23 protein-coding genes are annotated in these 24,363 nt (G+C 70.0%); 9 read left to right on the forward strand and 14 right to left on the reverse strand.

The window, feature by feature from the left end:
- Positions 1-2: 2 nt before the first annotated feature.
- Together HNR01_RS14235 and HNR01_RS14240 are read left to right on the forward strand one after the other, a co-directional pair.
- A complete protein-coding gene (locus HNR01_RS14235; protein ID WP_375373205.1) occupies positions 3-938 on the forward strand; it encodes a metal ABC transporter ATP-binding protein in 936 nt (311 codons plus the stop codon).
- On the forward strand, positions 935-1,822 hold the full coding sequence (locus HNR01_RS14240) for a metal ABC transporter permease (RefSeq protein WP_183668192.1): 888 nt from the start codon (positions 935-937) through the stop codon (positions 1,820-1,822). Before HNR01_RS14235 ends, HNR01_RS14240 begins: the two co-directional genes overlap by 4 nt.
- Positions 1,823-1,901: 79 nt before the next feature.
- Here the strand turns inward: HNR01_RS14240 and HNR01_RS14245 are convergent, their stop codons facing one another.
- Positions 1,902-2,498 carry an exopolysaccharide biosynthesis protein gene (locus HNR01_RS14245; protein WP_026105853.1) on the reverse strand — a complete coding sequence of 199 codons (597 nt, stop codon included), beginning with the start codon at positions 2,496-2,498 and terminating at the stop codon, positions 1,902-1,904.
- A gap of 285 nt (positions 2,499-2,783) precedes the next feature.
- On the opposite strand from HNR01_RS14245, the gene bcsS reads away from it, so the two are divergent.
- Positions 2,784-3,560: a cellulose biosynthesis protein BcsS gene (bcsS, locus tag HNR01_RS14250; protein ID WP_183668194.1), complete on the forward strand. Its 777-nt coding sequence runs from the start codon at positions 2,784-2,786 to the stop codon at positions 3,558-3,560.
- A 70-nt stretch (positions 3,561-3,630) separates the two neighbouring features.
- Here bcsS and HNR01_RS14255 read toward each other — a convergent pair whose 3' ends face one another.
- The gene (locus HNR01_RS14255; protein ID WP_183668196.1) at positions 3,631-4,365 is read right to left on the reverse strand and encodes an SDR family NAD(P)-dependent oxidoreductase; all 735 of its coding nucleotides are present in this window, start codon (positions 4,363-4,365) and stop codon (positions 3,631-3,633) included.
- 162 nt (positions 4,366-4,527) lie between these two features.
- Between HNR01_RS14255 and HNR01_RS14260 the strand changes: the two genes are divergently transcribed.
- Together HNR01_RS14260 and HNR01_RS14265 are read left to right on the forward strand one after the other, a co-directional pair.
- Positions 4,528-5,394: a formyltransferase family protein gene (locus HNR01_RS14260; RefSeq protein ID WP_017486690.1), complete on the forward strand. Its 867-nt coding sequence runs from the start codon at positions 4,528-4,530 to the stop codon at positions 5,392-5,394.
- Between the two features lie 4 nt (positions 5,395-5,398).
- On the forward strand, positions 5,399-5,563 hold the full coding sequence (locus tag HNR01_RS14265) for a DUF2256 domain-containing protein (RefSeq protein ID WP_017486691.1): 165 nt from the start codon (positions 5,399-5,401) through the stop codon (positions 5,561-5,563).
- A gap of 8 nt (positions 5,564-5,571) precedes the next feature.
- Here HNR01_RS14265 and HNR01_RS14270 read toward each other — a convergent pair whose 3' ends face one another.
- From HNR01_RS14270 to HNR01_RS14285, 4 genes are all read right to left on the reverse strand, one after another.
- Entirely contained in the window at positions 5,572-6,165 is a 594-nt protein-coding gene (locus tag HNR01_RS14270; protein WP_183668198.1) for a nucleotidyltransferase family protein, read from the reverse strand.
- Positions 6,152-7,162 carry a molybdopterin-binding protein gene (locus tag HNR01_RS14275; RefSeq protein ID WP_183668200.1) on the reverse strand — a complete coding sequence of 337 codons (1,011 nt, stop codon included), beginning with the start codon at positions 7,160-7,162 and terminating at the stop codon, positions 6,152-6,154. Before HNR01_RS14275 ends, HNR01_RS14270 begins: the two co-directional genes overlap by 14 nt.
- A 4-nt stretch (positions 7,163-7,166) precedes the next feature.
- Positions 7,167-7,886 carry an XdhC family protein gene (locus tag HNR01_RS14280; protein WP_183668202.1) on the reverse strand — a complete coding sequence of 240 codons (720 nt, stop codon included), beginning with the start codon at positions 7,884-7,886 and terminating at the stop codon, positions 7,167-7,169.
- A gap of 64 nt (positions 7,887-7,950) precedes the next feature.
- Complete coding sequence (locus tag HNR01_RS14285) at positions 7,951-8,274, reverse strand: XdhC family protein (protein WP_012452917.1); 324 nt, start codon at positions 8,272-8,274, stop codon at positions 7,951-7,953.
- A gap of 182 nt (positions 8,275-8,456) precedes the next feature.
- Here HNR01_RS14285 and HNR01_RS14290 point away from each other — a divergent pair, with 182 nt between their 5' ends.
- On the forward strand, positions 8,457-9,569 hold the full coding sequence (locus HNR01_RS14290; RefSeq protein ID WP_183668204.1) for a branched-chain amino acid ABC transporter substrate-binding protein: 1,113 nt from the start codon (positions 8,457-8,459) through the stop codon (positions 9,567-9,569).
- Positions 9,570-9,905: 336 nt separating this feature from the next.
- Positions 9,906-10,184 (forward strand): translation initiation factor IF-1, encoded by a 279-nt coding sequence (gene infA, locus HNR01_RS14295; protein WP_017486696.1) that lies wholly within the window; start codon positions 9,906-9,908, stop codon positions 10,182-10,184.
- A gap of 77 nt (positions 10,185-10,261) precedes the next feature.
- Here the strand turns inward: infA and parC are convergent, their stop codons facing one another.
- Entirely contained in the window at positions 10,262-12,508 is a 2,247-nt protein-coding gene (gene parC / locus HNR01_RS14300) for a DNA topoisomerase IV subunit A (RefSeq protein WP_017486697.1), read from the reverse strand.
- Between the two features lie 119 nt (positions 12,509-12,627).
- Entirely contained in the window at positions 12,628-13,371 is a 744-nt protein-coding gene (gene recO, locus HNR01_RS14305) for a DNA repair protein RecO (RefSeq protein WP_017486698.1), read from the reverse strand.
- Between the two features lie 127 nt (positions 13,372-13,498).
- On the opposite strand from recO, the gene HNR01_RS14310 reads away from it, so the two are divergent.
- On the forward strand, positions 13,499-13,891 hold the full coding sequence (locus tag HNR01_RS14310) for a hypothetical protein (RefSeq protein WP_017486699.1): 393 nt from the start codon (positions 13,499-13,501) through the stop codon (positions 13,889-13,891).
- A gap of 255 nt (positions 13,892-14,146) precedes the next feature.
- Positions 14,147-14,842 (forward strand): gamma-glutamylcyclotransferase, encoded by a 696-nt coding sequence (locus HNR01_RS14315; protein WP_017486700.1) that lies wholly within the window; start codon positions 14,147-14,149, stop codon positions 14,840-14,842.
- A 106-nt stretch (positions 14,843-14,948) separates the two neighbouring features.
- Here the strand turns inward: HNR01_RS14315 and HNR01_RS14320 are convergent, their stop codons facing one another.
- The 6 genes from HNR01_RS14320 to HNR01_RS14345 form a co-directional block, all read right to left on the reverse strand.
- Positions 14,949-15,734, reverse strand: a complete 786-nt coding sequence (locus HNR01_RS14320; protein ID WP_153875597.1) for a lytic murein transglycosylase — start codon at positions 15,732-15,734, stop codon at positions 14,949-14,951.
- Between the two features lie 238 nt (positions 15,735-15,972).
- A complete protein-coding gene (gene dnaE, locus HNR01_RS14325) occupies positions 15,973-19,494 on the reverse strand; it encodes a DNA polymerase III subunit alpha (protein WP_183668206.1) in 3,522 nt (1,173 codons plus the stop codon).
- 612 nt (positions 19,495-20,106) lie between these two features.
- Positions 20,107-20,817: an ABC transporter ATP-binding protein gene (locus tag HNR01_RS14330; RefSeq protein ID WP_017486703.1), complete on the reverse strand. Its 711-nt coding sequence runs from the start codon at positions 20,815-20,817 to the stop codon at positions 20,107-20,109.
- A gap of 14 nt (positions 20,818-20,831) precedes the next feature.
- Entirely contained in the window at positions 20,832-22,151 is a 1,320-nt protein-coding gene (locus HNR01_RS14335) for a lipoprotein-releasing ABC transporter permease subunit (RefSeq protein WP_017486704.1), read from the reverse strand.
- A 12-nt stretch (positions 22,152-22,163) separates the two neighbouring features.
- Positions 22,164-23,489 (reverse strand): proline--tRNA ligase, encoded by a 1,326-nt coding sequence (gene proS / locus HNR01_RS14340; RefSeq protein ID WP_017486705.1) that lies wholly within the window; start codon positions 23,487-23,489, stop codon positions 22,164-22,166.
- 475 nt (positions 23,490-23,964) lie between these two features.
- Complete coding sequence (locus HNR01_RS14345) at positions 23,965-24,303, reverse strand: DUF1467 family protein (protein WP_183668208.1); 339 nt, start codon at positions 24,301-24,303, stop codon at positions 23,965-23,967.
- Positions 24,304-24,363: the final 60 nt, after the last annotated feature.

The following is a 24,363-nucleotide window of genomic DNA, read 5'->3' on the forward strand; positions in this document are numbered from 1 at the left end:
TCGTGAGCGGAGCCGTGAACGGCGGGTCGGCGCTGGCGGGCGCCATCCGGTTCCGCGGCCTGACCCTCGGCTACGACCGGCATCCGGCGGTCCACCATCTCGACGGCACCATCGCGGCCGGCGACCTGCTCGCCGTGGTGGGACCGAACGGCGCCGGCAAATCGACGCTCCTGAAGGGCATCGTCGGTGAGATCCGTCCCCTCGACGGGACGGTCGAGGCAGGGCCGCGTTCAGGCGCGATCGCCTACCTGCCGCAGGCGGCCGAGATCGACCGCAGCTTTCCCGTGAGCGTCCTCGACCTTGCGGCGATGGGCCTGTGGCGGCCGCTCGGCGCGTGGCGCAGCCTCGCCCGTCAGCGGAGCCGACTGATCGAAGCCCTCGCGGCGGTCGGGCTCACCGGCTTCGAGGACCGGCCGATCGGCACCCTCTCCGGCGGCCAGTTCCAGCGCGCCCTGTTCGCTCGGCTGATCCTGCAGGACGCGCGGATCATCCTGCTCGACGAGCCCTTCACCGGCATCGACGAGCGCACCACCGCCGATCTGCTCGCGCTGATCCGTGGCTGGCACGGCGAGGGCCGCACCGTGGTCGCGGCCCTGCACGACCTCGCCCAGGTGCGCGCGCATTTTCCCTCGACCCTCGTGATTGCCCGCCGCCCCATCGCCTGGGGGCCGACCCGCGAGGTGCTGACGCCGCCGGTGCTGGCGCGGGCGCTGCGCCTGTCCGAAGCCTGGGATGAGGCCGCCGCGATCTGCCGCCATGACGCACATCATGACGCGCATTACGAGGTTCACCCTGCGGACGGGGCCGCGGCGGCGGAGCCCCACGAGCACGGGCCGAGTCACGGGCACGATCACGGGCCTGCCGCCCACGACCATCGTGGGCACGAGCATCGCCACGACCATCACCATGATCACGCGCGTCACGGAGCCATGTCGTGACGCTCGCCGATCTCGCGGATCTCCTCGTGGGCCCCTTCGTCGAATTCGGCTTCATGCGCCGGGCCCTCGCCGGCTGCCTGGCGCTGTCCCTGTCGGCACCGCCGCTCGGCGTCTTCCTGATGCTGCGCCGGATGAGCCTGATGAGCGAGGCGATGAGCCACGCCATCCTGCCGGGGGCCGCCGCGGGCTTTCTCGTCGCCGGGCTGTCGCTGCCGGCGATGACGCTGGGCGGCCTCGTGGCCGGCCTCGCGGTGGCTCTGGCTGCCGGACTCGTCACCCGCTCGACCGTGCTGAAGGAGGATGCGAGCCTCGCCGCCTTCTACCTGATCTCGCTGGCCGGCGGGGTGTTCCTCGTCTCGCTGCGCGGCTCGCAGGTCGATCTGCTGCACATCCTGTTCGGCACCGTGCTGGCGCTGGACGACGACGCGCTCACCCTGCTCGGCGGCATCAGCAGCCTGACGCTGGTCGCGCTCGCCCTGCTCTACCGCCCGCTGGTAATCGAGTGCGTCGATCCCCTGTTCCTGCGCACGGTGAGCCGCGCCGGCGGTCCGGTCCACTCAGCCTTCCTCGCGCTGGTGGTCGTCAACCTCGTCGGCGGCTTCCAGGCGCTCGGCACGCTGCTCGCGGTCGGGCTGATGCTGCTGCCGGCGATCACCGCCCGGTTCTGGGCCGCAGACCTGTCGGGCCTGATTCCCGTCGCGATGCTGGTCTCGATGCTGTCGAGCGTGGCCGGCCTGCTCGTCTCCTACCATGCCGGCATCCGGCTCCCGACGGGGCCGGCGATTGTCCTGGCGGCGGGCGCGCTCTACCTCGTCTCGATGCTGGTCGGCCCCCGCGGCGGCCTGATTCACCGCCTCGTGCGGCGGCGGCATCTGGAGGCGTGATCCTCGAGCCGCTCGGGACAGCGGGTTCGAATCCCGCTCCGGCGCCGCGCGAGCCCGTCAATGAGAGAGCGGAAGGCCCTTACAATCCGAGGCCGGGGATCGCCTGCGACAACCAGGCGAAGGCGCCCATGATGCTGGCGAACAGAGTGTAGACGAAGCCGATCGAGATCCCGACGCCGACGCCGCCGATCAGCAGACCGATCAGCACGACGAACCCGTCGCGCTCGACCAGGCCGAGGCCGATCAGGGAGACGGCGAGCCCGAGCGGGATCTGGCCGAAGAAGGGGGGCGCCACGATCAGCGCCAGCGCCAGCGCCAGAATCAGCACCCCCATACCGCGCATGCCGACGGCCCCGTCGAACACGCTCAGGCGCGGGCGCGACCAGCGCTCCAGCCGGCGTAGGAGCGGTACCGCCCGGCTGACGGCCTTCTCCACCGTCGCGCGGGCGATCGACTGATCGAGCAGCCGGCGCGGCAGCCACGGCGCCGACATCCCGGCCACGATCTGGATGGCGATGACGAGCAGGACCAATCCGCAGACCAGCGGGATCGGCGGCGGCATCGGCAGGCAGTTGGGCAGGCCGAGCAGCACCACGAGCAGCGCGAAGGCGCGGTCCCGCAGCACGGCGACGATGTCGCCGACGGTCAGCCGCTCGCTCTCCTGGCTCGCAAGCATCGTGAGAACGTCGGAGGTGCGGGCAGCGGAGGACAAACCGGCTCGGCCGTTGATCTTTCGGTGAGCGCGGCTCTAGCCCAACCGGAACCATCCGCCAAGCGCGATCACCCCGCACGCGTGCCGTGCCACACTCGGGAAGATCACGTCCAAGTTTATCTATCGAACCCCAATCTTACCTCAAGTAATATCGATTTAGGCCTTCATCCTGGGTTGTAAATTCCGCTTAACTTTCACTAAAACTTCTGACAACCATTGGTCGTTTCGACGATCATATTGCGACCTCCAATGTCGAGCCGTGCCCCTTCGGGCGAAAGTCGTCGCCGCTCGGACGCCTCCCGGCGGACTACGATTCGCCGCGTCTCGCGGTGGCTCGCCGTCCTTGGCTCGGCTTCGTGCACCCTCGGCGATCCGGCCGAAGCTGACGAGACGACGCTGAAAGCCGTCCTGTTCGGGAGCATGGAGGCCGCGGCCTCGACCTTCTCGAGCGGCGGGGCGAAGCTCGTCTTCGATCGGTTCGAGCGGGACGGCCCCGTCGCCCTGGTGACGGCCGGCGGTGGAGTGCGGCGCGAGGGCAGCGGCTCCTCGCCGATCCGGATGCGCCTGACCACCCTCGGATCCGCGCTCGCCGGCTATCAGTTCATCCGGGATTGGGGGGCGGTGACGGTGTTCGCCGGCCCGGAGGCCTCCTGGGAGGCGCTGTCCGGCCCCGGCTTCGTTCTCGTGCAGGCCATGCCCCTGCGGATGGGCCTGCGCCTGCAGGGCGAGGTCTGGGCGCGGCCGACGGAGACGACGCTCGCGACCGCGACGCTGATTCTCGGCTCCGCCCGCAGCGACGCTTATGTCCGGCTGTCCTGGGGCACGGCCCTATTGGGCGCCTATCTTGGCCCGGAGGCGGCCGTTTACGGGGACGCGACCGATTACCGGAAATGGAGCGTCGGGCTGCATGCCACCGACTACGCGATGGGCGGCTACCATTTCCGCCTGTCTGCCGGATGCCAGCTCGAAACGCCGCTCAACCAGTGGAGCCCTTACGTCTCCCTCACGGTCTGGAACGCATTGTGAGGCGCGCCTATGCCGCGCCCCGTCCCGAGAGCCGGCGGCCGGTATCCGGTGGGGGCTCGATCCCGCAGCTCTACCCCTTGGTGCGCAGCGAGGAGCGCCCGCCATCGACGCCGATCACCTGCCCCGTGACGTAGGCCGCCTCCCGTCCGACGAGGAAGGCGGCGAGCGCGGCGACGTCCTCCGGTTCGCCCAGGCGCTGAAGCGCGTGCATGGAAGCGATGCCGGAGGCCAGCGTCGCATTGCGGGTGATGGATTCGGCCAGCGGCGTGCGGGTGAGCGAAGGGGCGACCACGTTCACCCGGATCGCGGGCGCGAGTTCCGCGGCCAATGAAAGGGCGAGCCCCTCGACCGCTCCCTTTGCCATGGCGACCGAGGCGTGGTGCGAGAATCCCTGTGCGGCGGCCACGGTGGAGAACAGGACCACGCCCGCACTCCCCTCCCCCGCGCCCGCCTTGAGCGCGGGGGCCGCGGCCTGCACCGCGAGAAAGGCGCCGAGGGCGTTGACGCGGAAATCCGCCTCGATGCGGGCGGGATCGAGTTTGGCGAGCGGTGCGAGCTGGATCGTGCCGACGGCGTAGACGAGGCCGCCGAGGCGCGCGCCGGCCTCGTCCGCGACGCGCGGGAAGAGGCCCGGATCGGTGACGTCGCCGGCGGTGTAGCCGGTCTCCCCGAGTTCGGAGGCCGCTCGCTCCAGGCGTTCCGGATCGCGCCCGACGAGGTGGAGGGCCGCGCCCCGGGCGCGCAGGGCCCGTGCCGTGGCGAGGCCGATTCCACCGGTCCCGCCGTAGATCACGACCCGCTCCATGCAAGCCCCCCTCTCCGCCGAAGCGCCCGATCGGGCTCGGCGATTTCGCACGTGTCTGAAATCCATTAGCTAAGGCGAAGCCGGTCGGCGGGGAGCCGATCCGCGCCGCCGCAGGCCCGCGCCGAACGTCGCAGGGCGGCCAGCAAGGGGATGTCGCCAGCCATGAAATTCGCCTTCGCCGGCATCGATTTCCTCGGCGGCGTGTTCGACGGGCTGATCGAAGCGGGATGGACGCCGGTGAAGCTGTTCACCCGGCCCTGCGACGGCATCTACGATTTCAACGAGGTGGTGGTGGCGCAGGCCCGCCGTCACCGCATCCCGATCCAGCTCTCGCGGATCCTGCCCGACGACATCGAGCGGCTCGCCCAGGAGCACGGCCGCGACGTGGTCCTTGTGGTGGCCGGCTACCCCTGGCTCGTGCGGGGCTGGCACGGGCGGGTGCGCTACGCGCTGAACTTCCATCCCTCACCGCTGCCCACGGGCCGGGGTCCCTACCCGCTCTTCAAGGCGGTGCTCGACCGCTACGAGAGCTGGGGCGTCACCGCCCACGTACTCGCCGAGCAGGGCTTCGACACCGGCGACATTCTCGCCCAGGATCTGTTTCCCCTCGGCAGCCACGAGAGCCACGAGTCGCTGCTCGCCAAGTGCCAGATGGCGGCCCGCCGTCTCGTCCTCGGCCCGATCGGAAAGGAGCTGGCCGAGCGGTGGCGCAGGGCGGAGCCGCAGGGTGACGGCTCCTATTGGCCGCGGGTGAACGACGCCGACCGCACCCTCGACTTCCGCAAGGACGTGGCCGAGGTGCTGCGCCGCGTGCGCGCGTTCGGCGCGATCGAGACCATCGCCCGGCTCGGCCAATCGCGCGTCTTCGTCGCCGCCGCCGACGGCTGGCAGGAGGTCCACGGCCACGCCCCGGGCACGGTCGTGCATCGCTACCGTCGCCACGTCGTGGTGGCCGCCCGCGACGGCTACGTGCAGCTCACCCGCTGGAGTCCGGTGCCGCTCAACGAGGCGGGACAGATCGGGCGCTGAGCCGATGCCGCCGATGCGCCGAAAAGGCGACCTCCCTCAAAAAGTCTGCGCCCAGTGCGGCCGCCCCTTCGCATGGCGCAAGAAGTGGGAGCGGGTCTGGGACGAGGTGCGCTACTGCTCCGACCGTTGCCGGACGGAGGCGAAGCGCGAGGCGCGCGGCAAGGACTGAGGCCCGCCTCAGCCCCCCAGTGCCTCCGGCGTGTCGACGTCGTAGATCACCGCCGGATCGGCCGGCACCTCCAGCACGTCGCCGCGCCGTTTCAGGATCGGACCGGCGCCGCGATCGCCGCTCAGGGCGGCGAGGTCGGTGCCCAACCGGGCGAGATCGAGCAGCACCGGATTGCCGCGCAAACCGCCGCTCACCGGCACCACGGCAGAGGGGCGCGGCGCGGCCGCCTTATAGGCCGCGATCAGCGCATCGATATGGGCCGCCTCGATCCGCGGCATGTCGCCGAGCAGCACCACCGCCGCCCTCGTCCGCGGCGGCAGGGCGGCGAGCCCGAGGCGCAGCGAGGCCGAGAGGCCGGCAGCGGGGTCGGGGTTCTCGATCAGCGTCAGGTCGAGGCCGGCCAGCGCGTCCCTCACGGCCTGGCGATGGGCTCCGAGGACGGCGACGACGGAATCGGCGCGGGAGGCCAGAGCCGCCTCGACGGCGCGGCGCACCATCGGCCGGTCGCCGTAGGGGGCGAGCATCTTCGGCGTGGCCCCGAAGCGGGAACCGAGGCCGGCGGCGAGGATCACCGCGCCGATTGCCGGGTCAGACGCCGTCACCGCCCGACCTCGGCTGGCCGCGAAGGGGAATCTCGGTGAGCAATCCGCCGACGCCGAGGCGCACGATGTCCGCCCGCCGCACGGCGAGACCCGCGAGCAGGCGGTGCAGGACGAAGTCGAAGCCGTTCTCCTTCGGCGAGCGGGCGCAGCCCGGTGCACCGATCACCGGCACGGTCCCGAGCGCGCCGAGCAGCAGCAGGTTGCCGGGATCGACCGGCATTCCGAACTGCTCGACCCGGCCGCCCGCCGCCTCCAGCCCGGCGGGAATCACGTCACGCCGGTCGGCGATGGCCGAGGCGCCGAACGCCACGACGAGCTCCGCCCCCTCCGCCACCGCGGCGGCGACGGCGCCCGCGACCGCGCCGGCCTCGTGCCGCACCCGGGTCTCGGCGACGATGCGCGCGCCCGTCGGCGTCAGCCTTTCGGCCAGCACGCGCAGGGTCTTGGCGACCGTCGCGGCCTTCAGGCCGGGCAGCAGCGTCGAGACGACGCCGACGCGCTCCAGGCTGTAGGGCGCGAGGCGCATCGGCGGCGCGTCGGTCGCTGCGAGCGCCCGCTCCAGCGGCGCGGCGGCGACCGCGTAGGGGATGATCTTGACCGTCGCGACCATCTCGCCCGCGGCCACCGGCCGGAAGGCCGGCAGCGTCGCCACCGTGATCGCCTCGTCCACCGCGTTGACGGCGTCGATGCGCGCGGGCTCGACCACGAACACGCCCGCGGCCTCGGCGAACAGGTTGCAGCGCCCCGTGAACGGCGCCTCCGCGCGAAGGCCCTCCCCGGCGAGATGACCGGCGAGCCGGGCCGCGGCCGCGTCCTCGCCGACGTCGCCGGGATCGAGCCGCACCGCCAGGATCTCGGGGATTCCGGATGCGGCGAGCCGCTGAGCCTCCTCGGCGGGGATCGGCCGGCCCTTCTTCAGGCTCGCGCCCTCGGCGCGCACGGTATGGGCGGCGATCAGCCCCGCACTGTCGCGGGTCGCGACGGGTCCGAACTGCATGGGCTCAGCGTCCCGCATCCGCCGCGTCGCGGCCCTTGAGGCGATCCTTGCGCAGGGTCGCGACGAGCTGGGCGAGGATCGACAGCGCGATCTCGGCGGGCGAGACGGCGCCGATGTCGAGCCCGATCGGTGCGTGGATGCGCCCGATCGCCGCCTCGTCGAACCCCGCCTCCCTGAGACGCTCCGCGCGCCGCGCATGGGTCTTTCGCGAGCCGAGGGCGCCGATATAGGCGCAATCCGCCCGAAGGGCCGCGATGAGGGCCGGGTCGTCGATCTTGGGATCGTGGGTGAGCGCCGCCACCGCCGTGTAGGCATCGAGCGGCCCGATGTCCCGCAGCGCCTCGTCCGGCCAAGCAGCGATCAGGCGCACGCCGGGAAACCGCTCCGGACTGGCGAAGGCGCTGCGCGGATCGATCACCGTCAGGTCGAGGTCGAGCTGCGCTGCGAGCGGCACCAGCGCCTGGGAGATGTGCACGGCGCCGATGACGACGAGGCGCACCGGTGGGGCGTGGACGGCGACGAACACGGAGCGCCCGTCCGGTCCCTCGCCGAGGCCGCTCTTGCCGGTACGCAGGCGCTCGCGCAGCAGAGGGGCGAGCGGATCGACGTCGATCGCGGCGGCGCGCACGAGTCGCTGACCGCCATCCTCGGGATCGGTGACGATCAGGGCCGCGCGGCGCGCCGCGCGCTCCGCATTGAGGGCCGACAGGGTGTCGAGGCGCATGGGGTCTGTCGCTCGATGCGAGACGGGCCGCTCACGGTCGGAGCGGGAGGGGGTTCGAAGGCGGTCAGTCGATGCGTTCGACGAAGACGCGGATGCGGCCGCCGCAGGAGAGGCCGGCCCGCCATGCGGTCTCATCGGCGACGCCGAATTCCAGGGTGCGGGGGCGCCCGTCCTCGATCACGTCGAGCGCCTCGGTGATGACCTCGCCCTCGACGCAGCCGCCGGAGACCGAGCCGAGGAAGCGGCTGTCGCCGTCGATCACGAGGTGGCTACCGACCGGGCGGGGCGCCGAGCCCCAGGTCTCGATCACGGTGGCGAGCGCGACGGCGCGCCCCTCACGCCGCCAGCCCTCAGCGGCACGCAGGATATCGTCCTCTGTGGAGAGCATGGGCTTCACGTCCTGAAAATCTAGGTCCCGCCGCCCCCGACCGTCCCGTGACGGGAGAGGTAGGCGCGCCGGCTGTTTTCGCAATGCGGCGAGCGGAGGCGCTTGCAAGGCGCTTGCATGGCCCGCGGGCGGGCCTCATCAGGTTTCGGGGGATGTCCCAGAGGCCGGATCGGGGGCGTGGTGTGACGAAGCGGAGCGCGTTGGCAAGCCTTCTCATCCTCGCGCTCGCAGGCCATGCCGACGCCGCCGAGCCGCTGAAGATCGGACTCGCCGCCCCCTTGAGCGGGCCGGATGCCGGGTTCGGCCAGGGGGCGCGGCTCGGGGCCGAGCAGGCGATCGCCGAGATCAACCGGGCGGGCGGAGTGACGGGCCGCAAGCTGCAGCTCGTGGTGCAGGACGACGCCGCCGACCCGAAGCAGGCGATGGCCGTCGCCCGCCGCTTCGCCGGCAGCGGCGTGCGCTTCGTGATCGGGCCGCTCACCTCGGGGGCGAGCGCTGCGGCGAGTGCGGTCTACGAGGAGGCCGGCATCGTCTCGGTCACGCCGGGGGCGTCCTGGGCGCCCCTGACCCGCCGCGGCGCCGGCCTGCTGTTCAGGCTCTCGGGCAGCGACGCGCAGCAGGGTGCGATCGGGGGCACGCTGCTCGCCGAGCGTTTCCGTGGGAAGCCGGTCGCCGTGGTCCACGACAAGACCAGCTTCGGCCGCGGGCTCGCCGACGAGGCCGTCCGCGCTCTCAAGGCCCGCGGCGGGCAGGAGCGGCTGTTCGAGGGCGTCTCCCGCGACGATCGCGAGATCGCCGCGCTCGTCGCCAAGCTGCGGGCGCTCGGGATCGAAGCGATCTATTTCGGCGGTCTGTCGGCGCCGGCGACCGGACTGATCCGGGCGATGCGCGAGGCCGGCCTGACGACGACGGTGATCGGCAGCGACGGGCTGCTCGACAAGGAATTCTCGCAGGTGCCCGGCGCGGAGGGCACGCTGATGACGGTTCCCTCCGCGCCGCCGCGCCTGCCCGAGCCGAGGGGCGCCAGGGCGCCGAGAAGTCCCGAGGCCGACCTGTTCGCCGGCTCGGCCTACGCGGCGGTCGAGATCCTGCGGCAGGGGATCGAGGGCGCGCGCTCGGTCGAGCCGGCCAAGGTCGCGGCCTATCTGCACGGCGGCGCCCCCCTTCGCACGGTGCTCGGCGAGGTGGCGTTCGACGCGGGCGGCGATCTCGTGAAGCCGCCCTTCACGGTGTTCGCGTGGCGCCGGCTGCCGGACGGGCGGCTCGACTTTGCCGGCAACGAAGTCTCGCCATGAGCCCAACAACGAGACGGTTCGGAACCGCGGCCGCCGTGAAACCCACCGGAGGTTGAGGTTAAGCGGTCGATCCGCGGCGGATATTCTTGCACAAACCGCCTCCGACGCTTAAGTCGCAGGCTTGGTGCCCTTCGCGAAACGCCCGTCGCGCCGCTTGCCCGGCCGGAGGGAGGACTCCCCGATCCGGGAGTTTCGCGAAAGGCGCCCGACGCCCGGCATCGCTGACGCCTCTCGTCCCGAGCGGATCGGACCCGCAGCGCCGCGCGTTTCGCACGACAGACCGATTTTGGATTTGCCGGAGCGCCCCGTGCAGGCAGCCCGGCCGGAGACAGGTGCATGGCGAAAGAGGAATTGATGCAGTTCGACGGCTTGGTCGTCGAGATCCTGCCGGACGCGCGCTACCGCGTGCAGCTCGACCAGGGTCACGAGATCGTCGCCTACACGGCCGGCAAGATGAAGAAGAACCGCATCAAGACCCTGGCCGGCGACCGCGTCACCGTCGAGATGTCCCCCTACGATCTGGAAAAGGGCCGCCTCGTGTTCCGTCACAAGGACGAGCGCTCCTCCGGCCCGCGCCCGCCGCAGCGCGGCGGTCAGCAGTTCCGCCGCCGCTGACGGCGCCGGACCGCTTCTCGTTGGATCGAACGTGCCGAGCGGCGCCCTGTAGGGCACCGCCCGAAAGCCCCGAAAAGTTACTTCCCGAACCGCTCGAACTTCGGGAAGCTGCGGGTCATCAGCGTGCCGGCATCGGACCGGTGGCCCATCCACTTCTCCAGCATCCCCGCATTCGCCAGCCGCGCCTGACCCGAGCCGTCGCGCCAGGGCAGGCCCTCGGCCAGGGTGAAGACGCAGGCATCCGCGAGCCGGCTCTGGCGGCAGCGCTGCAGCCGCACGCCCTTGCCGCGGCCGAGCTCCGTGACTTCGGAAGCCGGGAAGACCAGCATCAGCTTGTCGGACGAGCAGACGGCGATGTGGTCGCCCTCCGCCGGTACCAGAAGCACCGCGCTGGCCCCCTCGTCGAGGCCGAGGATCGCCTTTCCTTTGCGGGTATTGGCCACCAGCGCGTCGGAGGGCGCGATGAAGCCGCGCCCGTCCGAGCCGGCGACGAGCAGCTTGCTCTCGGGCTTGTAGGGCAAAGCCGCGACGATCTCGGTGCCGTCGTCGAGATCGACCATCAGCCGCACCGGATCGCCGAAGCCGCGCCCGCCGGGCAGCTTCGAGGCCTCCAGGGTGAAGACCTTGCCGTTGGAGGCGAGCAGCAGGATTTTCGCCGTCGTCTCGCTGAGGAAAGAGACCTTCAGGGTGTCGTCGCCCTTGAAGGCGACGCCGGACAGCTCGGTGACGTGCCCCTTCAGAGCGCGGATCCAGCCCTTCTCGGACAGGATCACGGTGATCGGCTCGCGCTCGACCATGGCGGCGGTGAAATCGATGCCGGCGGTGTCCGGCGGGTTCTCCAGGGTGCTGCGCCGCTTGCCCAGCTTGGTCTCGGGCCCGAACGTCTTCTTCACCGCGCGGATCTGCTTGGTGATCTCGGTCCACTGGAGCTTCTCGGAACCGAGCAGCGCCTCGATCCCCTCCTTCTCCCGGGTCAGCTCCTCGAACTCGCGCTTGAGCTCCATCTCCTCGAGCTTACGGAGCGAGCGCAGGCGGGTGTCGAGGATGGCGTTGGCCTGCAGCTCGGTGAGTTCGAACCGGGCCATCAGGGCCGCCTTCGGCTCGTCCTCCTCGCGGATGATGCGGATCACCTCGTCGAGATCGAGATAGACGATGAGCAGGCCGCCCAGGATCTCGAGGCGCCGCTCGATCTGGCCGAGGCGGTAGCTCGAGCGGCGCTGGAGCACCACGCGGCGATGGTCGATCCACTCGCGCAGGCACTCGGCGAGCCCGATGACGCGGGGCACGACGCCGCCGACCAGCACGTTGAGATTGAGCGGGACCCGCGCCTCCAGCTCCGAGAGACGGAACAGCGATTCCATCAGCAGCACCGGATCGACCGAGCGCGAGCGCGGCTCCAGCACGATGCGCACATCCTCGGCCGACTCGTCGCGCACGTCGGCGAGAAGCGGCAGCTTCTTCTCCTGGAGGAGATCGGCGAGCTTCTCGATCAGCCGCGCCTTGGGCACGCCGTAGGGGATCTCGGTGACGACGATGTTCCAGGTGCCGCGTCCGAGATCCTCCTTGGCCCAGCGGGCACGGACGCGAAAGCCGCCCCGGCCGGTGCGGTAGGCTTCGCGGATCGTCTCGGCGCTGTCGATCAGGATGCCGCCGGTCGGAAAATCCGGCCCCTGCACGAAGGTGCAGAGCTGCTCCGAGGTCGCCTCGCGGTTCTGGATCAGGTAGAGCGCCGCGTCGCAGAGCTCGGCGGCGTTGTGGGGCGGAATCGAAGTCGCCATGCCGACCGCGATGCCCTGGCTGCCGTTGGCGAGCAGGTTCGGGAAGGCCGCCGGCAGGACGACGGGCTCCTCCTTCTCGCCGTTGTAGGAGGGGCGGAAATCGACCGTGTCCTCGTCGATCCCGTCGAGCAGCAGGCGGGCGACCTCGGTCAGCCGCGCCTCGGTGTAACGGTAGGCGGCCGGGCCGTCGCCGTCGATATTGCCGAAATTGCCCTGGCCATCCACCAGCGGGTAGCGCTGGGCGAAGTCCTGGGAGAGGCGCACCAGCGCGTCGTAGATCGCCTGGTCGCCGTGGGGGTGGAAGTCACCCATCACGTCGCCGACGATCTTCGCGCACTTCTTGAACGCCGAGCTCGGATCGAGCCGCAGCAGGCGCATGCCGTAGAGGATGCGCCGGTGCACGGGCTTGAGGCCGTCGCGGGCATCGGGCAGCGCGCGCTGCATGATCGTCGAGAGCGCGTAGGCGTAGTAGCGCTCCTCCAGCGCCGTCTTCAGTTCGACGCTCTCGATGCCGTCGCCCGGCGGCGGCAGGACGGGCTGGCCCATCACTCACTCCACATCGTCAATTCGTCTTCGAGGGCCGACCCTGCGCCGGCTCCCGTCGTCCCGCCCCCCGTCGTGACCGAGTGCGGACCCCTGAAATCAGATGGAACATAACACGAACATCATCCGCTCTGGCCAGTGCCGAGTGCGACGAATCGTGCCCGCTCCTCCGGTGCGTCCTGCGCCCGCGGGCGCCAGACATGCTGATCGAGGAAATAGCCCGTCAAGGTAAACCCCTCCCGAACGTCGCCCGCATCGGGCGTGCGCCAGCCGCTGCCGGGCTGGTCGCGATCGCGCAGGAAGGGCGGCAGGGCCAGCAACCGGTCGCGATAGGGCTCGCCCGCCGAGGCGCTGACCGCGCGCCCGCTCTTGGGCGAGACGTAGACCAGCGCGTCGTTGGCCCCCGTCGCCGCGCAATGCGACAGGTCGAGGCCGAAGCCGAGGCTCGCCAGCAGCGCCATTTCGAACCGCACCATCAGGGCGGGGGCGATCTCGGGATCGTCGAGATGGGTCATCAGAACCTGCACCGCCTCGTAGAGCTCCGGATGCGGGTCGCGCTCGGGCAGGAGCCGCAGCAGGGCGGAGAGATGGCCGATTCCGTAGAGCGCCAGCCCCGAACCCATCAGCCGCGAGGCATTCATGGTCAGGGGCTCGACGGCGTAGGAGCCGAGCGCCCCGTCGAGCCGCGCCCGCCACGTGGCGCGGAGCGTGTTGCCGGGCTGAAGCATCGGCTGCATCCGCCGCGAGCGCCCGCCATGGACGAGCCCGAGATGACGCCCGTGCTCCGGCGTCATCAGTTCGAGCACAACCCCGGTCTCGCCGTGCTTGCGCAGGCCGATCACGAGGCCTTCGTCGGTCCACTGCATGGGAGAGAGATAAGCATTTTTTCGCCCCGCGGGAGCACGAAGGACACTGATCTGTGAAGCGGGCGCAGGGCCGTTTCCCGGCCTGATGGAAATTGCTACGCCTTCACCCGCAACAGGAGATTCGGCGATGTTCGCGGGGCGTCGGGGCATGGTGTTCGCGGTGGCCCTGACAGCGGCCGGCTGCTCGGTGCGCGCGGCGCCGCCTTCCACCGCCACGACCACGGGCCCCGTGCGCGAGCGGATCGCGACGCTCACCCGCGGCCAGGTCGAGTTCGGCTCGGTCTCGCTGATCCCGGTGCGGTTCGAACACAGCCGGATCGCCGGACCGTTCGAGGACGGAGGCCGACGGCTGTATTGCGTCTCGACCCGGATGAAGGGCCGTACCTTCGGCAAGCCCGAGCGGCCGAAGCTCGTGGTACGGGAGGAGGCCGGCGCGCTCACCGTCCTGCGCGACGAGGAGGACGTGTGCGAAGGGCACCGCAGCGAGCCGTTTTCGGAGTTGGATTCGCCAGCCGGCTGAGAGCCTGACGACCTGCGTTGCGCCGGCAAATTCCTCGCTCCTCATACTGAGGTGCCGAGCGAAGCGCGGTCTCGAAGCACTCCGGAGCGGTCGATCCCACGGCGCCCGCTCCGGTGAAACGTCGCGGCGTGCTTCGAGGCTGCCGGCGCAGCACCTCAGCATGAGGGCCGTCGAGAGACGCCGGGACAGGGCGGTCAAACATGAGGTGACAGAGGGGTTGCGCTCGCGCGCCCAAAAGTGATCCGCTCCAGCCCAATGGCTCTCCGTCCCCTGTCGCTGTCCCTCGACCTCATCGCCCGTGCCCATCCCGGCACCGTCCCCGACGACCCGAATGCGCTGACACTGCTCTCCGACGACGCCCTCGCGCCCGAACTCGAAGCGATGCTGGCGCGGCGCGCCTCATCGGACGGTGGTTTATGGGTGTTCGCCTACGGCTCGCTGCTGTGGAGCCCGGAATTCGCCTTCACCGAGCAGCGGCTCGGCACGGTGCGGGGCTGGCATCGCCGCTTCTGCCTCTTACAGCGGCGGTATCGCGGCACGCCGGAGAGGCCCGGCCTTGTGCTGGGGCTCGACCGGGGCGGCGTCTGCCGCGGCGTCGCCTTCCGCCTCGCCGACACCGACCCGCACGCGACCCTGATGCCGGTCTGGCGGCGGGAGATGAAGGGCAAGGGCTACGACGGCCGCTGGGTCGCGGTGGAAACGGAAGCCGGGCCGGTCACGGCTCTGACCTTCATGGTGAACCGGCAGAGCGACCGCTACACCGGACGGCTTTCCGACGAAGAGATCGCCCATAAGATCGCGACGGCCTGCGGACATCTGGGGCCCAGCGCCGAGTACCTGTTCCGCACCGTGGAAGCCTGCGCGCGGCTCGGCATCCACGACCGGCACCTGTGGTCGCTCCAGGCGCTCGTCGCCGAGCGCCTGCGCGAGCGGCACGCGGCCGGCCCCTAGGCTCGCCCCGTCATCGCGGGGCGGAGCCGGAGCGATCCAGGGCGTCGTCCTTTTCGGCGGGGTCGCGCCGCTGGACGGCTTGGCTCCGCTCGCCGTGACGAACGGATTACTGCCCGTCGATCCGGGCGCCCAGGAGCGCGATGGCCCGCTGGTAGACGCCGGCCGCGTTCCAGCCCTGGATCGCAGCGAAGTTCGGCTCGCCGGGCTGATAGCCCGCCCCCCGCTGCCAGCCGTGACCCTTCAGGAAGTTCGCGGTGGAGTTCAGCGCGTTCGGAGCGCTGTCGAGGCTGCCGCCGACGCCGTAGGTCAGGACGTTCTTGGGCAGGAACTGCGTGTGGCCGACCTCGCCGTGGGCCGCGCCGCGGGTCGTCGGCGTCAGCACGCCGCTGTCGACGAGCTTGAGCGCGGCGTAGAGCTGATCGGTGAAGTAGGCCGAGCGGCGGCAATCGTAGGCGAGCGTCGCCACCGCCGAGAGGGTGTTGACGTTGCCCTTCACCGCGCCGAAGCCGGTCTCCATGCCCCAGATCGCCAGCAGGGGGCCCGGCGGCACGCCGTAGCGCTGCTCGATCGAGGCGAAGAGGGCCGCGTTCTGAGCCTTGAGGGCACGCCCGCGGGAGACGATGGTGTTGCCGCCGCGCTTGGCCAGGAACTGGTCGAGCGAGAGCTTGAAGCTCTTCTGGCCGCGATCCGCCGAGATGGTGGCGGTGGAGTAGGAGGTGTTGGCGAGCGCCGCGAGCGCCGACGGGCTGGCACGGCCCTTGGCCTCGGCGATGAACTCGTCCTTCCAGGCCTCGAAGCCGGCGGCGGTGTTGCCGCACTGCGCCGCCTGCGCGGCGCCGGCCAGCCCCACCAAGGCGGCGGCGGCCGTCATTCTCAAACCGTGTCCGGTCATCCCACACTCCATCGTGCGGCGGCCATGCGGCGCCGCGGCATTCGAAGGGCTTCGGCCGCTTCGCGGCGCCGGGCGAACTCCGCCGATCGGAGTCCCCATGGGCCACCTTGGGTTTGGCCGAACCTTACCTTGGCAGAATCACCGAGCTGTGGCGGCGATGAGGCACGAAAGGTTCTGCAACGCCCATATCCTGCGGAGGTGCGCGGATTGGTTACCGGAGCGTTGGGACGGGGCCTCCTCAATTCACCTCGACCTGCACCACGCCCGGCACGGCGCGCAGTGCGCCCGCGACCTGCGGGGTTGCCTGGTAGCGGTCCTTCAGGCGGACCTCGACCTCGCGTTCACCTCCGTCGAGAATCAGGATCAGCGAAACCTCGCCCTCGCCGCGCAGGGTCAGGCGCTGCTGCACCGAACCCAGGGCCCGGTCGTCGCGCAGGAAGATGCGCATGCCCTTCTGATGGCGGGCGGCCGCCTGATCGAGGGGTTCGGCGGTGGTGATGCGGGCGCGCACATCCTCGCCCTCGAGGTTCGCCTGGATCGTCAGCACCAGCGGGCGGCCGGGTTCGAGGATGTCGCGGTACTGGTTCAGCCCCTCGGAGAAGATGATCGCCTCGAAGTGGCCGGTCTGATCCGAGAGGATGACGATGCCGAGCTTGTTGCCGCTCTTGGTGCGCCGCTCGGAACGGTCGAGCACGGAGGCCGCGATCCGCCCGACGCTGGCCGTGCCCGCCCGCACCGCGCGGCAGAAATCCGCCCAGGACTGGACCCGCAGCTTTTCGAGGATCGGCCCGTACTCGTCGAGCGGGTGGCCCGAGAGGAAGAAGCCGATGGCGTCGCACTCGCGCTTGAGCTTGTCCGTGTGGGTCCAGAACTCGTGGGCCGGGATGCGGAGCGCCACGTCCGCCGAGGCGACGCCGCCGAACATGTCGGTGATGCCCGAGGTCTCGGCCTCGGCCGCGCCCTGCGCCATCTTCATCATCGGCTCGACCGCGGCCCAGGCCCGCGCCCGGTCGGGCTCGATGCAGTCGAGCGCGCCGGCCGCGATCAGGTTCTCCAGCGTGCGCTTGTTGACGTGGCGCGGATTGAGGCGCCGGGCGAAGCAGGCGAGATCCTTGAACGGCTTGTCGCCGCGGGCGGCGACGATCGATTCCACCGCCGAGCGGCCGACTCCCTTGATCGCCGCGAGAGCGTAGAGGATGCGCCCTTCCTTGACGTCGAACACCACGCCCGAGGTGTTCACCGAGGGCGGCTCGACCGTGATCTTGAGCCGCTGCGCGTCCTGGCGGAATTCGGCGAGCTTGTCGGTGTTGTCGATGTCGAGCGTCATGGCCGCGGCCAGGAACTCGACGGGAAAGTTCGCCTTCAGGTAGGCGGTCTGGTAAGTCACGAGCGCGTAGGCCGCCGCGTGGGACTTGTTGAAGCCGTAATCGGCGAACTTGGCGAGCAGGTCGAAGATCTCGTTGGCCTTGGCCTGAGCGATTCCGCTCTCCAGGCAGCCCTTCACGAAGCGGTCGCGCTGGGCGTCCATCTCCGCCTTGATCTTCTTGCCCATGGCGCGGCGGAGCATGTCGGCCTCGCCGAGTGTGTAGCCCGCGAGAACCTTGGCGACCTCCATCACCTGCTCTTGGTAGACGATGATCCCGAAGGTCTCCCGCAGGATCGGCTCGAGCATCGGGTGCGGGTACCAGCTCGCCTCGTTGCCGGCGTCGCGCCCGAGCTTGCGCTCGCAATAGACCGGGATGTTGGCCATCGGGCCCGGCCGGTAGAGCGCCACCAGCGCGATGATGTCCTCCAGGCGGTCGGCCTGCATCTCGCACAGCGCCTTGCGCATGCCGGCGGATTCCACCTGGAACACCGCGACCGTCTCACCGCGCCCCATCGGCTCGTAGGTCTTCTTGTCGTCCAACGGGATCTGGGCGAGATCGACCTCGATGCCGCGCTGCTTCAACAGGTCGGTGCAGCACCGCAGCATGGTGAGGGTCTTGAGGCCGAGGAAGTCGAACTTCACCAGCCCCGCCTGTTCGACCCACTTCATGTTGAACTGGGTCACCCGCATGCCCGTCTTCGGGTCTCGGTAGAGCGGCACCAGTTCTTCCAGGGGACGGTCGCCGATCACGACGCCGGCGGCGTGGGTCGAGGCGTGGCGGTGCAGACCTTCCAGCTTCTTCGAGATCTCGATGAGGCGGGCGACGATCGGCTCCTCCTCGATCGCCTGCTGCAGCTTCGGCTCGCCCTCGATCGCCTGGGCCAGGGTCACGGGGTTGGCCGGGTTCTGCGGCACCAGCTTGGTCAGCTTGTCGACCTGCCCGTAGGGCATCTCCAGCACGCGGCCGACGTCGCGCAGCACGCCGCGGGCGAGGAGCGTACCGAAGGTGATGATCTGCCCGACCTGGCGTTCGCCGTAGCGCTGCTGCACGTAGCGGATCACCCGCTCGCGGCCCTCGACGCAGAAGTCGATGTCGAAGTCCGGCATCGAGACGCGCTCGGGGTTGAGGAAGCGCTCGAACAGCAGGCCGAAACGGAGGGGATCGAGGTCGGTGATGAGGAGCGACCACGCCACCAGCGAGCCAGCGCCCGAGCCGCGACCCGGGCCGACGGGAATGTCGTGGTCCTTGGCCCACTTGATGAAGTCCGAGACGATCAGGAAGTAGCCCGGGAACTTCATCTTGACGATGACGTCGAGCTCGAACTTCAGGCGTGCCCGGTAATCGTCCTCGGTGAAGCCGGGCGCGGTGCCGTGCTGCTTGAGGCGCAGGTCCAGCCCGGCCTCCGCCTGACGGCACAGCTCGGTCGGCTCGTCGGCGGCGACCGCCTGGACCGGTGCCTCGGCGGCCTCGGCCAGCACCTCGGCCATGGGCGGGGCCTCGCCTGCGGCGACGCTGGCGAAGTTCGGCAGGATGGGTTTGCGGGTGCGCGCCCGATAGGAGCAGCGCATGGCAATCTCGACGGAGGCCGAGAGCGCGTCCGGCAGATCGCGGAACAGCTCCATCATCTCGGCGCGCGTGGTGAAGGCGTGGCGCGGGGTGAGGCGGCGGCGGCGCTCGTCGGAGACGAGGCGGCCCTCCGCGATCGCGAGCAGGGCGTCGTGGGCGTCGTAGTCGCCGGGCTTGGCGAAGAACGGCTCGTTCGTCGCGACGATGCCGAGGCCGTTCCCGTCGGCGAGCCGCAGCAGCTCGCGCTCGACCGCGCGCTCGTCGTCGAGGCCGTGGCGCTGGATCTCGACGTAGAGGCGCTCCTCGCCGAAGGCCCCTTTCAGCACCTCCAGGCGGCGGGCCGCCTGGTCGGCGCGGCCGGCGCGCAGGCTGGTATCGAGCGGCCCCGTGAGCCCACCGGTGAGGCCGATCAGGCCGTCGACATTGCCCTCCAGGGCCGAGACGGCGAGGTTGGGAGCGGCGCCGAGCGGACCGTCGAAATAGGCCCGGCTGCCCAGCCGAAGCAGGTTGCCGTAGCCGGTCTCGTCCTGGGCGAGCAGCACGATGTTGGCGCAGCCCGCCTGCGGCATGCGCGCCATCGGGTCGGGCGCCTCGAAGCAGACCGTCAGTTGGAGGCCCGCGATCGGCTGGATGCCGGTGCCGGCGGCCTTTTCGGAGAATTCCAGCGCGCCGAACAGGTTGTTGGTGTCGGTGAGCGCGAGCGCGGGCTGGCGGTCGGCGGCCGCCGCCTTGACGAGGTCGGCGACCTTCACGCCGCCTTCGAGCAGCGAGTAGGACGAATGAACGTGGAGGTGGACGAAGCCGACCTCTTTGAGCGTGCGCGCCATGAGGGACCTTGTTCGGATCCCCCTAAGATCGCCGTTCAAGGCCTTGCGAGTCTGTCACCGGCACGCCGCACCGCGGGCGATATCCACCGTTCTTCGAACCCGGCGTCGTCCGGACGGGTGATCCAGTGTGAAACCACCCGCCTGATGACATTTCCTGTGAGCAACGCCTCCGGCACCGGAACAAAGCGCGCTCGAATGCGGACCGTTAATGGATCGGCGCCAAGGCTACCGCCCAGAGCGCGACCGCACCGAAGAGCAGGCCGAAGGCGGTGAACTCGACGACGCTGGTAAGGAACACGCGCTTGGTCATGGCTTCCACTCCGTGTTGATGGAGTGATTTTTGTTCCTGTTTTGTTCTGTGTAAAGTCTGGGGACGCGGTGACACGGCGGTATGGTGAACGATGTGTTGCCAGCGCCACTGTGAGGCTGCAGCCTCCCGCGCCCGACCGCCGCCGAGCGCCCTGCCTCGGTGCCGATGCGTGGCAGGCCCTTTCCATTATTGCGAGGCGGATACGATGCGATCCAGCGCCTGCCCTCTCCGGATCCGCGCCACCGAGGCGCCTCGCATTCGCACGCGATGACGGCTGAGGATCGAACCCGAGGCGCTCGCCCCTAGCCGAGCTGCTCGATCATTCCGTCACGGATCGTCACCCGGCGATCCATGCGGGCGGCGAGCTCCATGTTGTGGGTCGCGATCAGGGCGGCGAGACCCGAGGCGCGCACGAGCTGGAGCAGGATGTTGAAGACCCGTCCCGAGGTCTGCGGGTCGAGGTTGCCCGTGGGCTCGTCGGCGAGCAGCAGGCGCGGACCATTGGCGACGGCGCGGGCGATGGCGACGCGCTGCTGCTCGCCACCCGAGAGTTCGGCCGGGCGGTGCGGCAGGCGGTCTTTGAGTCCGAGGAAGCTCAGGAGCTCGGCGGCGCGGGCCTCGGCCTCCTTGCGGGCGAGGCCGCGGATGAGCTGGGGCAGCACCACGTTCTCCAGCGCCGAGAACTCGGGCAGCAGGTGGTGGAACTGGTAGACGAAGCCCATCTCCTCGCGCCGCAGGCGGGTGCGCTCGGCATCCGACATCGCCGCCGTCGGCTGGCCGCCGATATAGACCTCGCCGCCGTCGGGCCGCTCCAAGAGGCCGGCGACGTGGAGCAGCGTCGACTTGCCGGCGCCCGAAGGGGCCACCAGGGCGACCAGCTCGCCCGGCCAGATCGCCAGATCGGTGCCGCGCAGGATCTCGAGTGCGCCCTCGCCCTGCTGGTAGCGGCGCTGGACGCCCGCGAAGAACAGGGCCGGCACCGGTTGGGCTGCGCCGGCATTCGTCTGAGCCATATCGGGGCGTTCCGTCAGCCGTAGCGCAGGGCCTGCACCGGATCGAGCCGGGCGGCGCGCCAGGAGGGATAAAGGGTCGCCACCAGCGACAGCAGGATCGAGGTGATCACGATGATGACGACCTCGCTCGTGTTCATCTCCGCCGGGATCTCGGCAAGGAAGCGCACGGTGGGATCCCAGGCGGTGGGAAACAGGGTGCGCTGGATCGGCTTGATGTTAAGGGTGAACAGCACGCCGCCGATCAGACCGATCGCCGTGCCGACGAGGCCGATCAGCGCTCCGTTGATGAGGAAGACCCGCATGATCGTGCCCGGCGTCGCGCCCATGGTGCGCAGGATCGCGATGTCCGAGGACTTGTCGCGCACGAGCAGGATCAACCCCGAGATGATGTTCAGGGTCGCCACGATCACGATGAGGTTGAGGATGAGGAACATCACGTTCCGCTCCACCTCCAGGGCGCCGAAGAAGGTGCGGTTGGTCTGGCGCCAGTCGGTGAGCAGCACCGGGCGCTCGGCCGCCATCTCCAGCGGCTCACGCATCTCGCCGACCGCGTCGGCGTCGTCGAGATAGATCTCGATCACGCTGACATCGCCGTCGCGGTTGAAGAAGGCCTGCGCCTCGGTGAGCGGCATGAAGGCCATGGTGGTGTCGAAATCGGTCACGCCGATCTCGAAGATCGCCTTGACGGTGTAGGTCTTGGTCCGCGGCGCCGTGCCGAACGGGGTGCTCGCGCCCTTGGGCGTCGAGAGCGTCACCTGATCGCCCGCCTGGAGGCCGAGGGCGTCGGCGAGCCTCTTGCCGAGCGCGACGCCCTGGCCGTCGTCGAAGCCCTCCAGCGTGCCGCTCTTGATGGCGCCGGAGACCGCCGGGATCTTCGGCAGGTCGGCCTCGCGCACGCCGCGCACCAGCACGCCGGAGCCGCCATAGGGCGAGGAGGCGAAGGCCTGTCCCTGGACCATCGGCACGACCGCGCGCACGCCGGCGACCTTCTCCAGCCGGTCGGAGAGATCGACGTAGTCGGTGAAGAGCCGGTCGATCGGCGCGGCGAAGACGTGGCCGTTGAGGCCGATGATCTTGGAGCGCAGCTCGGTGCGGAAGCCGTTCATCACCGACAGCACGATGATGAGGGTGGCGACCCCCACCGCGATGCCGAGCACCGAGAACAGGGCGACCACCGACACGCCGCCGCCCCGGCGCCGCGCCCGCAGGTAGCGGCCGGCGATGATCCACTCGAACCCTGCGAAGGGCGGCGTCGACGCGCTCGCGCGGGCGTTCTTCAGCCGTGCCAGGACGCCCCGCAGGGAGATACCAGCCTTACCCAACGCGAGCGCCATCGCGGCCGGTCCTCAGACGCGCCGGATCCGGGCGGGCAGATCGACCGGGTCGAGGGTCTCGCGCTCCCCGCTGGCGCGGCGCTTCAACTCGACCTTGCCCTCCGCCAAGCCCTTCGGGCCGACGATCACCTGCCAGGGCAGACCGATCAGGTCGGCGGTGGCGAACTTGGCGCCCGGTCTCTCGTCGCGATCGTCGTAGAGCACCGAGAGGCCGGCGGTTTCCAGCGCCGCCTGGATCTCGCCGCAGGCCGCGTCGCAGGCGGAGTCGCCGACCTTGAGGTTGATCAACGCCACGTCGAACGGGGCGATCGCGTCCGGCCAGATGATGCCGGCCTCGTCGTGGCTCGCCTCGATCGTCGCCGCCACGAGCCGGCTCGGGCCGATGCCGTAGGAGCCCATATGCACCGGCCGCTCCTGCCCGTCGGGGCCGGTGACGACCGCCTTCATCGGCGTCGAATACTTGGTGCCGAAATAGAAGATGTGGCCGACCTCGATGCCGCGGGCGGAGAGGCGCGAGGCCTCCGGCACCTCGGCGAACACCGCCTCGTCGTGCATCTCATCGGTGGCGGCGTAGTGCGAGGTCCAGGAGTCGACGACGCCCTGCAGCCCGGGGACGTCGTCGAAATCAACGGACGGGGGCGGCACCGGCATGTCGAGATAGGCGCGGTCGCAGAAGACCTCGCTCTCGCCGGTCTTGGCCAGGATGATGAATTCGTGGCTGAGGTCGCCGCCGATGGGACCGGTATCGGCGCGCATCGGGATCGCCCGCAGGCCCAGCCTTTCGAAGGTGCGGAGATAGGAGACGAAGACCTTGTTGTAGGAGTGGCGCGAGGCGGCCTGATCGAGGTCGAACGAGTAGCCGTCCTTCATCAGGAACTCGCGCGAGCGCATGGTGCCGAAGCGCGGACGCACCTCGTCGCGGAACTTCCACGAGATCTGGTAGAGGTTCTTCGGCAGGTCCTTGTAGGAGCGGGCGCTCGCGCGGAAGATCTCGGTCACGACCTCTTCCGCCGTCGGGCCGTAGAGCAGGTCACGCTCGTGCCGGTCCTTCAACCGCAGCATCTCCTTGCCGTAGGCCTCGTAGCGGCCGGACTCGCGCCAGAGATCGGCCGCCTGGATCGTCGGCATCAGGATTTCGATGGCGCCCGCGCGATCCTGCTCGGCGCGGATCACGTCGCAGACCTTGTTGAGGACGCGCAGACCCAGCGGCAGCCACGCGTAGATGCCGGCCGCCTCCTGGCGGATCATGCCGGCACGCAACATCAGGCGATGCGAGATGATCTCCGCTTCCTTGGGCGTCTCGCGCAGGATCGGCAGGAAGTAGCGGGAGAGACGCATCGTTGGACCTTGGAAGAGGGCAGGCGCGGCCAGCGGAGGAGCTAGGCCAGCGTGCAGGGGGACACAACACATTGCCCCCGCAAAACACAAGCGCCCGGCGAACACAGGATCGGCCTGCAATACGGCGGAACGAAGCCGGCGAAGCGCCGGCGGACAGCGTCGTTGGCCGGGTAAGAAGGCCGTTTGCCGCGTGTCTTGCAAAAAAGCGCCGCGAACCGTCTCTGGCCTGATGACAAAGAGAAATCTTCTTCCTATAAGCAGCGCCGTGATGGTCGCAGCCCACGAGGCAGCGCACGGTCCGAGTCTTGGGAGGAACAATCAGCCAACGCGCCGCAAGCAATGCGCGACATAAATCAGGCTGAAAAATACTTCGGTTTTCCAAAGCAAGGCCTCGTGCCTTGCTTTTTGTTTTTGCACCGAACTCGCCCCGTAGTTGGCTCGATATCCAGCCCCGGGCGACGTGCAGCTTTCGCCGCTACAGGCGGGCCAACGGGAAGATCAGCAGCGCCGCGAAGAACGCCACGGCGGCCAGGAGAGTCGTCAGCAGGGCCTTCTCGCGCAGGCGCGGGCTCGCAGGTGCGCCTGGATCCTGACCGGGCACGATCCGCTGCGGGTCGGCCTCGGCGGCATTGCCCAGCGGCAGGATCGCGAACAGGAAGGTCCACCACAGGACGAAGTAGAGCGCCAGGGCGCCGAATACCGTCAGTTCGAACCCCTTGACGGCCACCGTCGCGAACAGCGCGATCAGCACGGCCACCGCCAGCAGGGTCAGCGGAGTCGAGGCGGTCAGGGTGCGAAGAAGCGAGCGGGACATCGTTTTCGAACAGCCGGGGGAACGGCCGGGCCTGCGCCCGGCCGAAGGAATTTCAATCGG

Source organism: Methylorubrum rhodesianum (assembly GCF_014199985.1).
GTDB classification, from domain to species: Bacteria; Pseudomonadota; Alphaproteobacteria; order Rhizobiales; family Beijerinckiaceae; genus Methylobacterium; species Methylobacterium rhodesianum.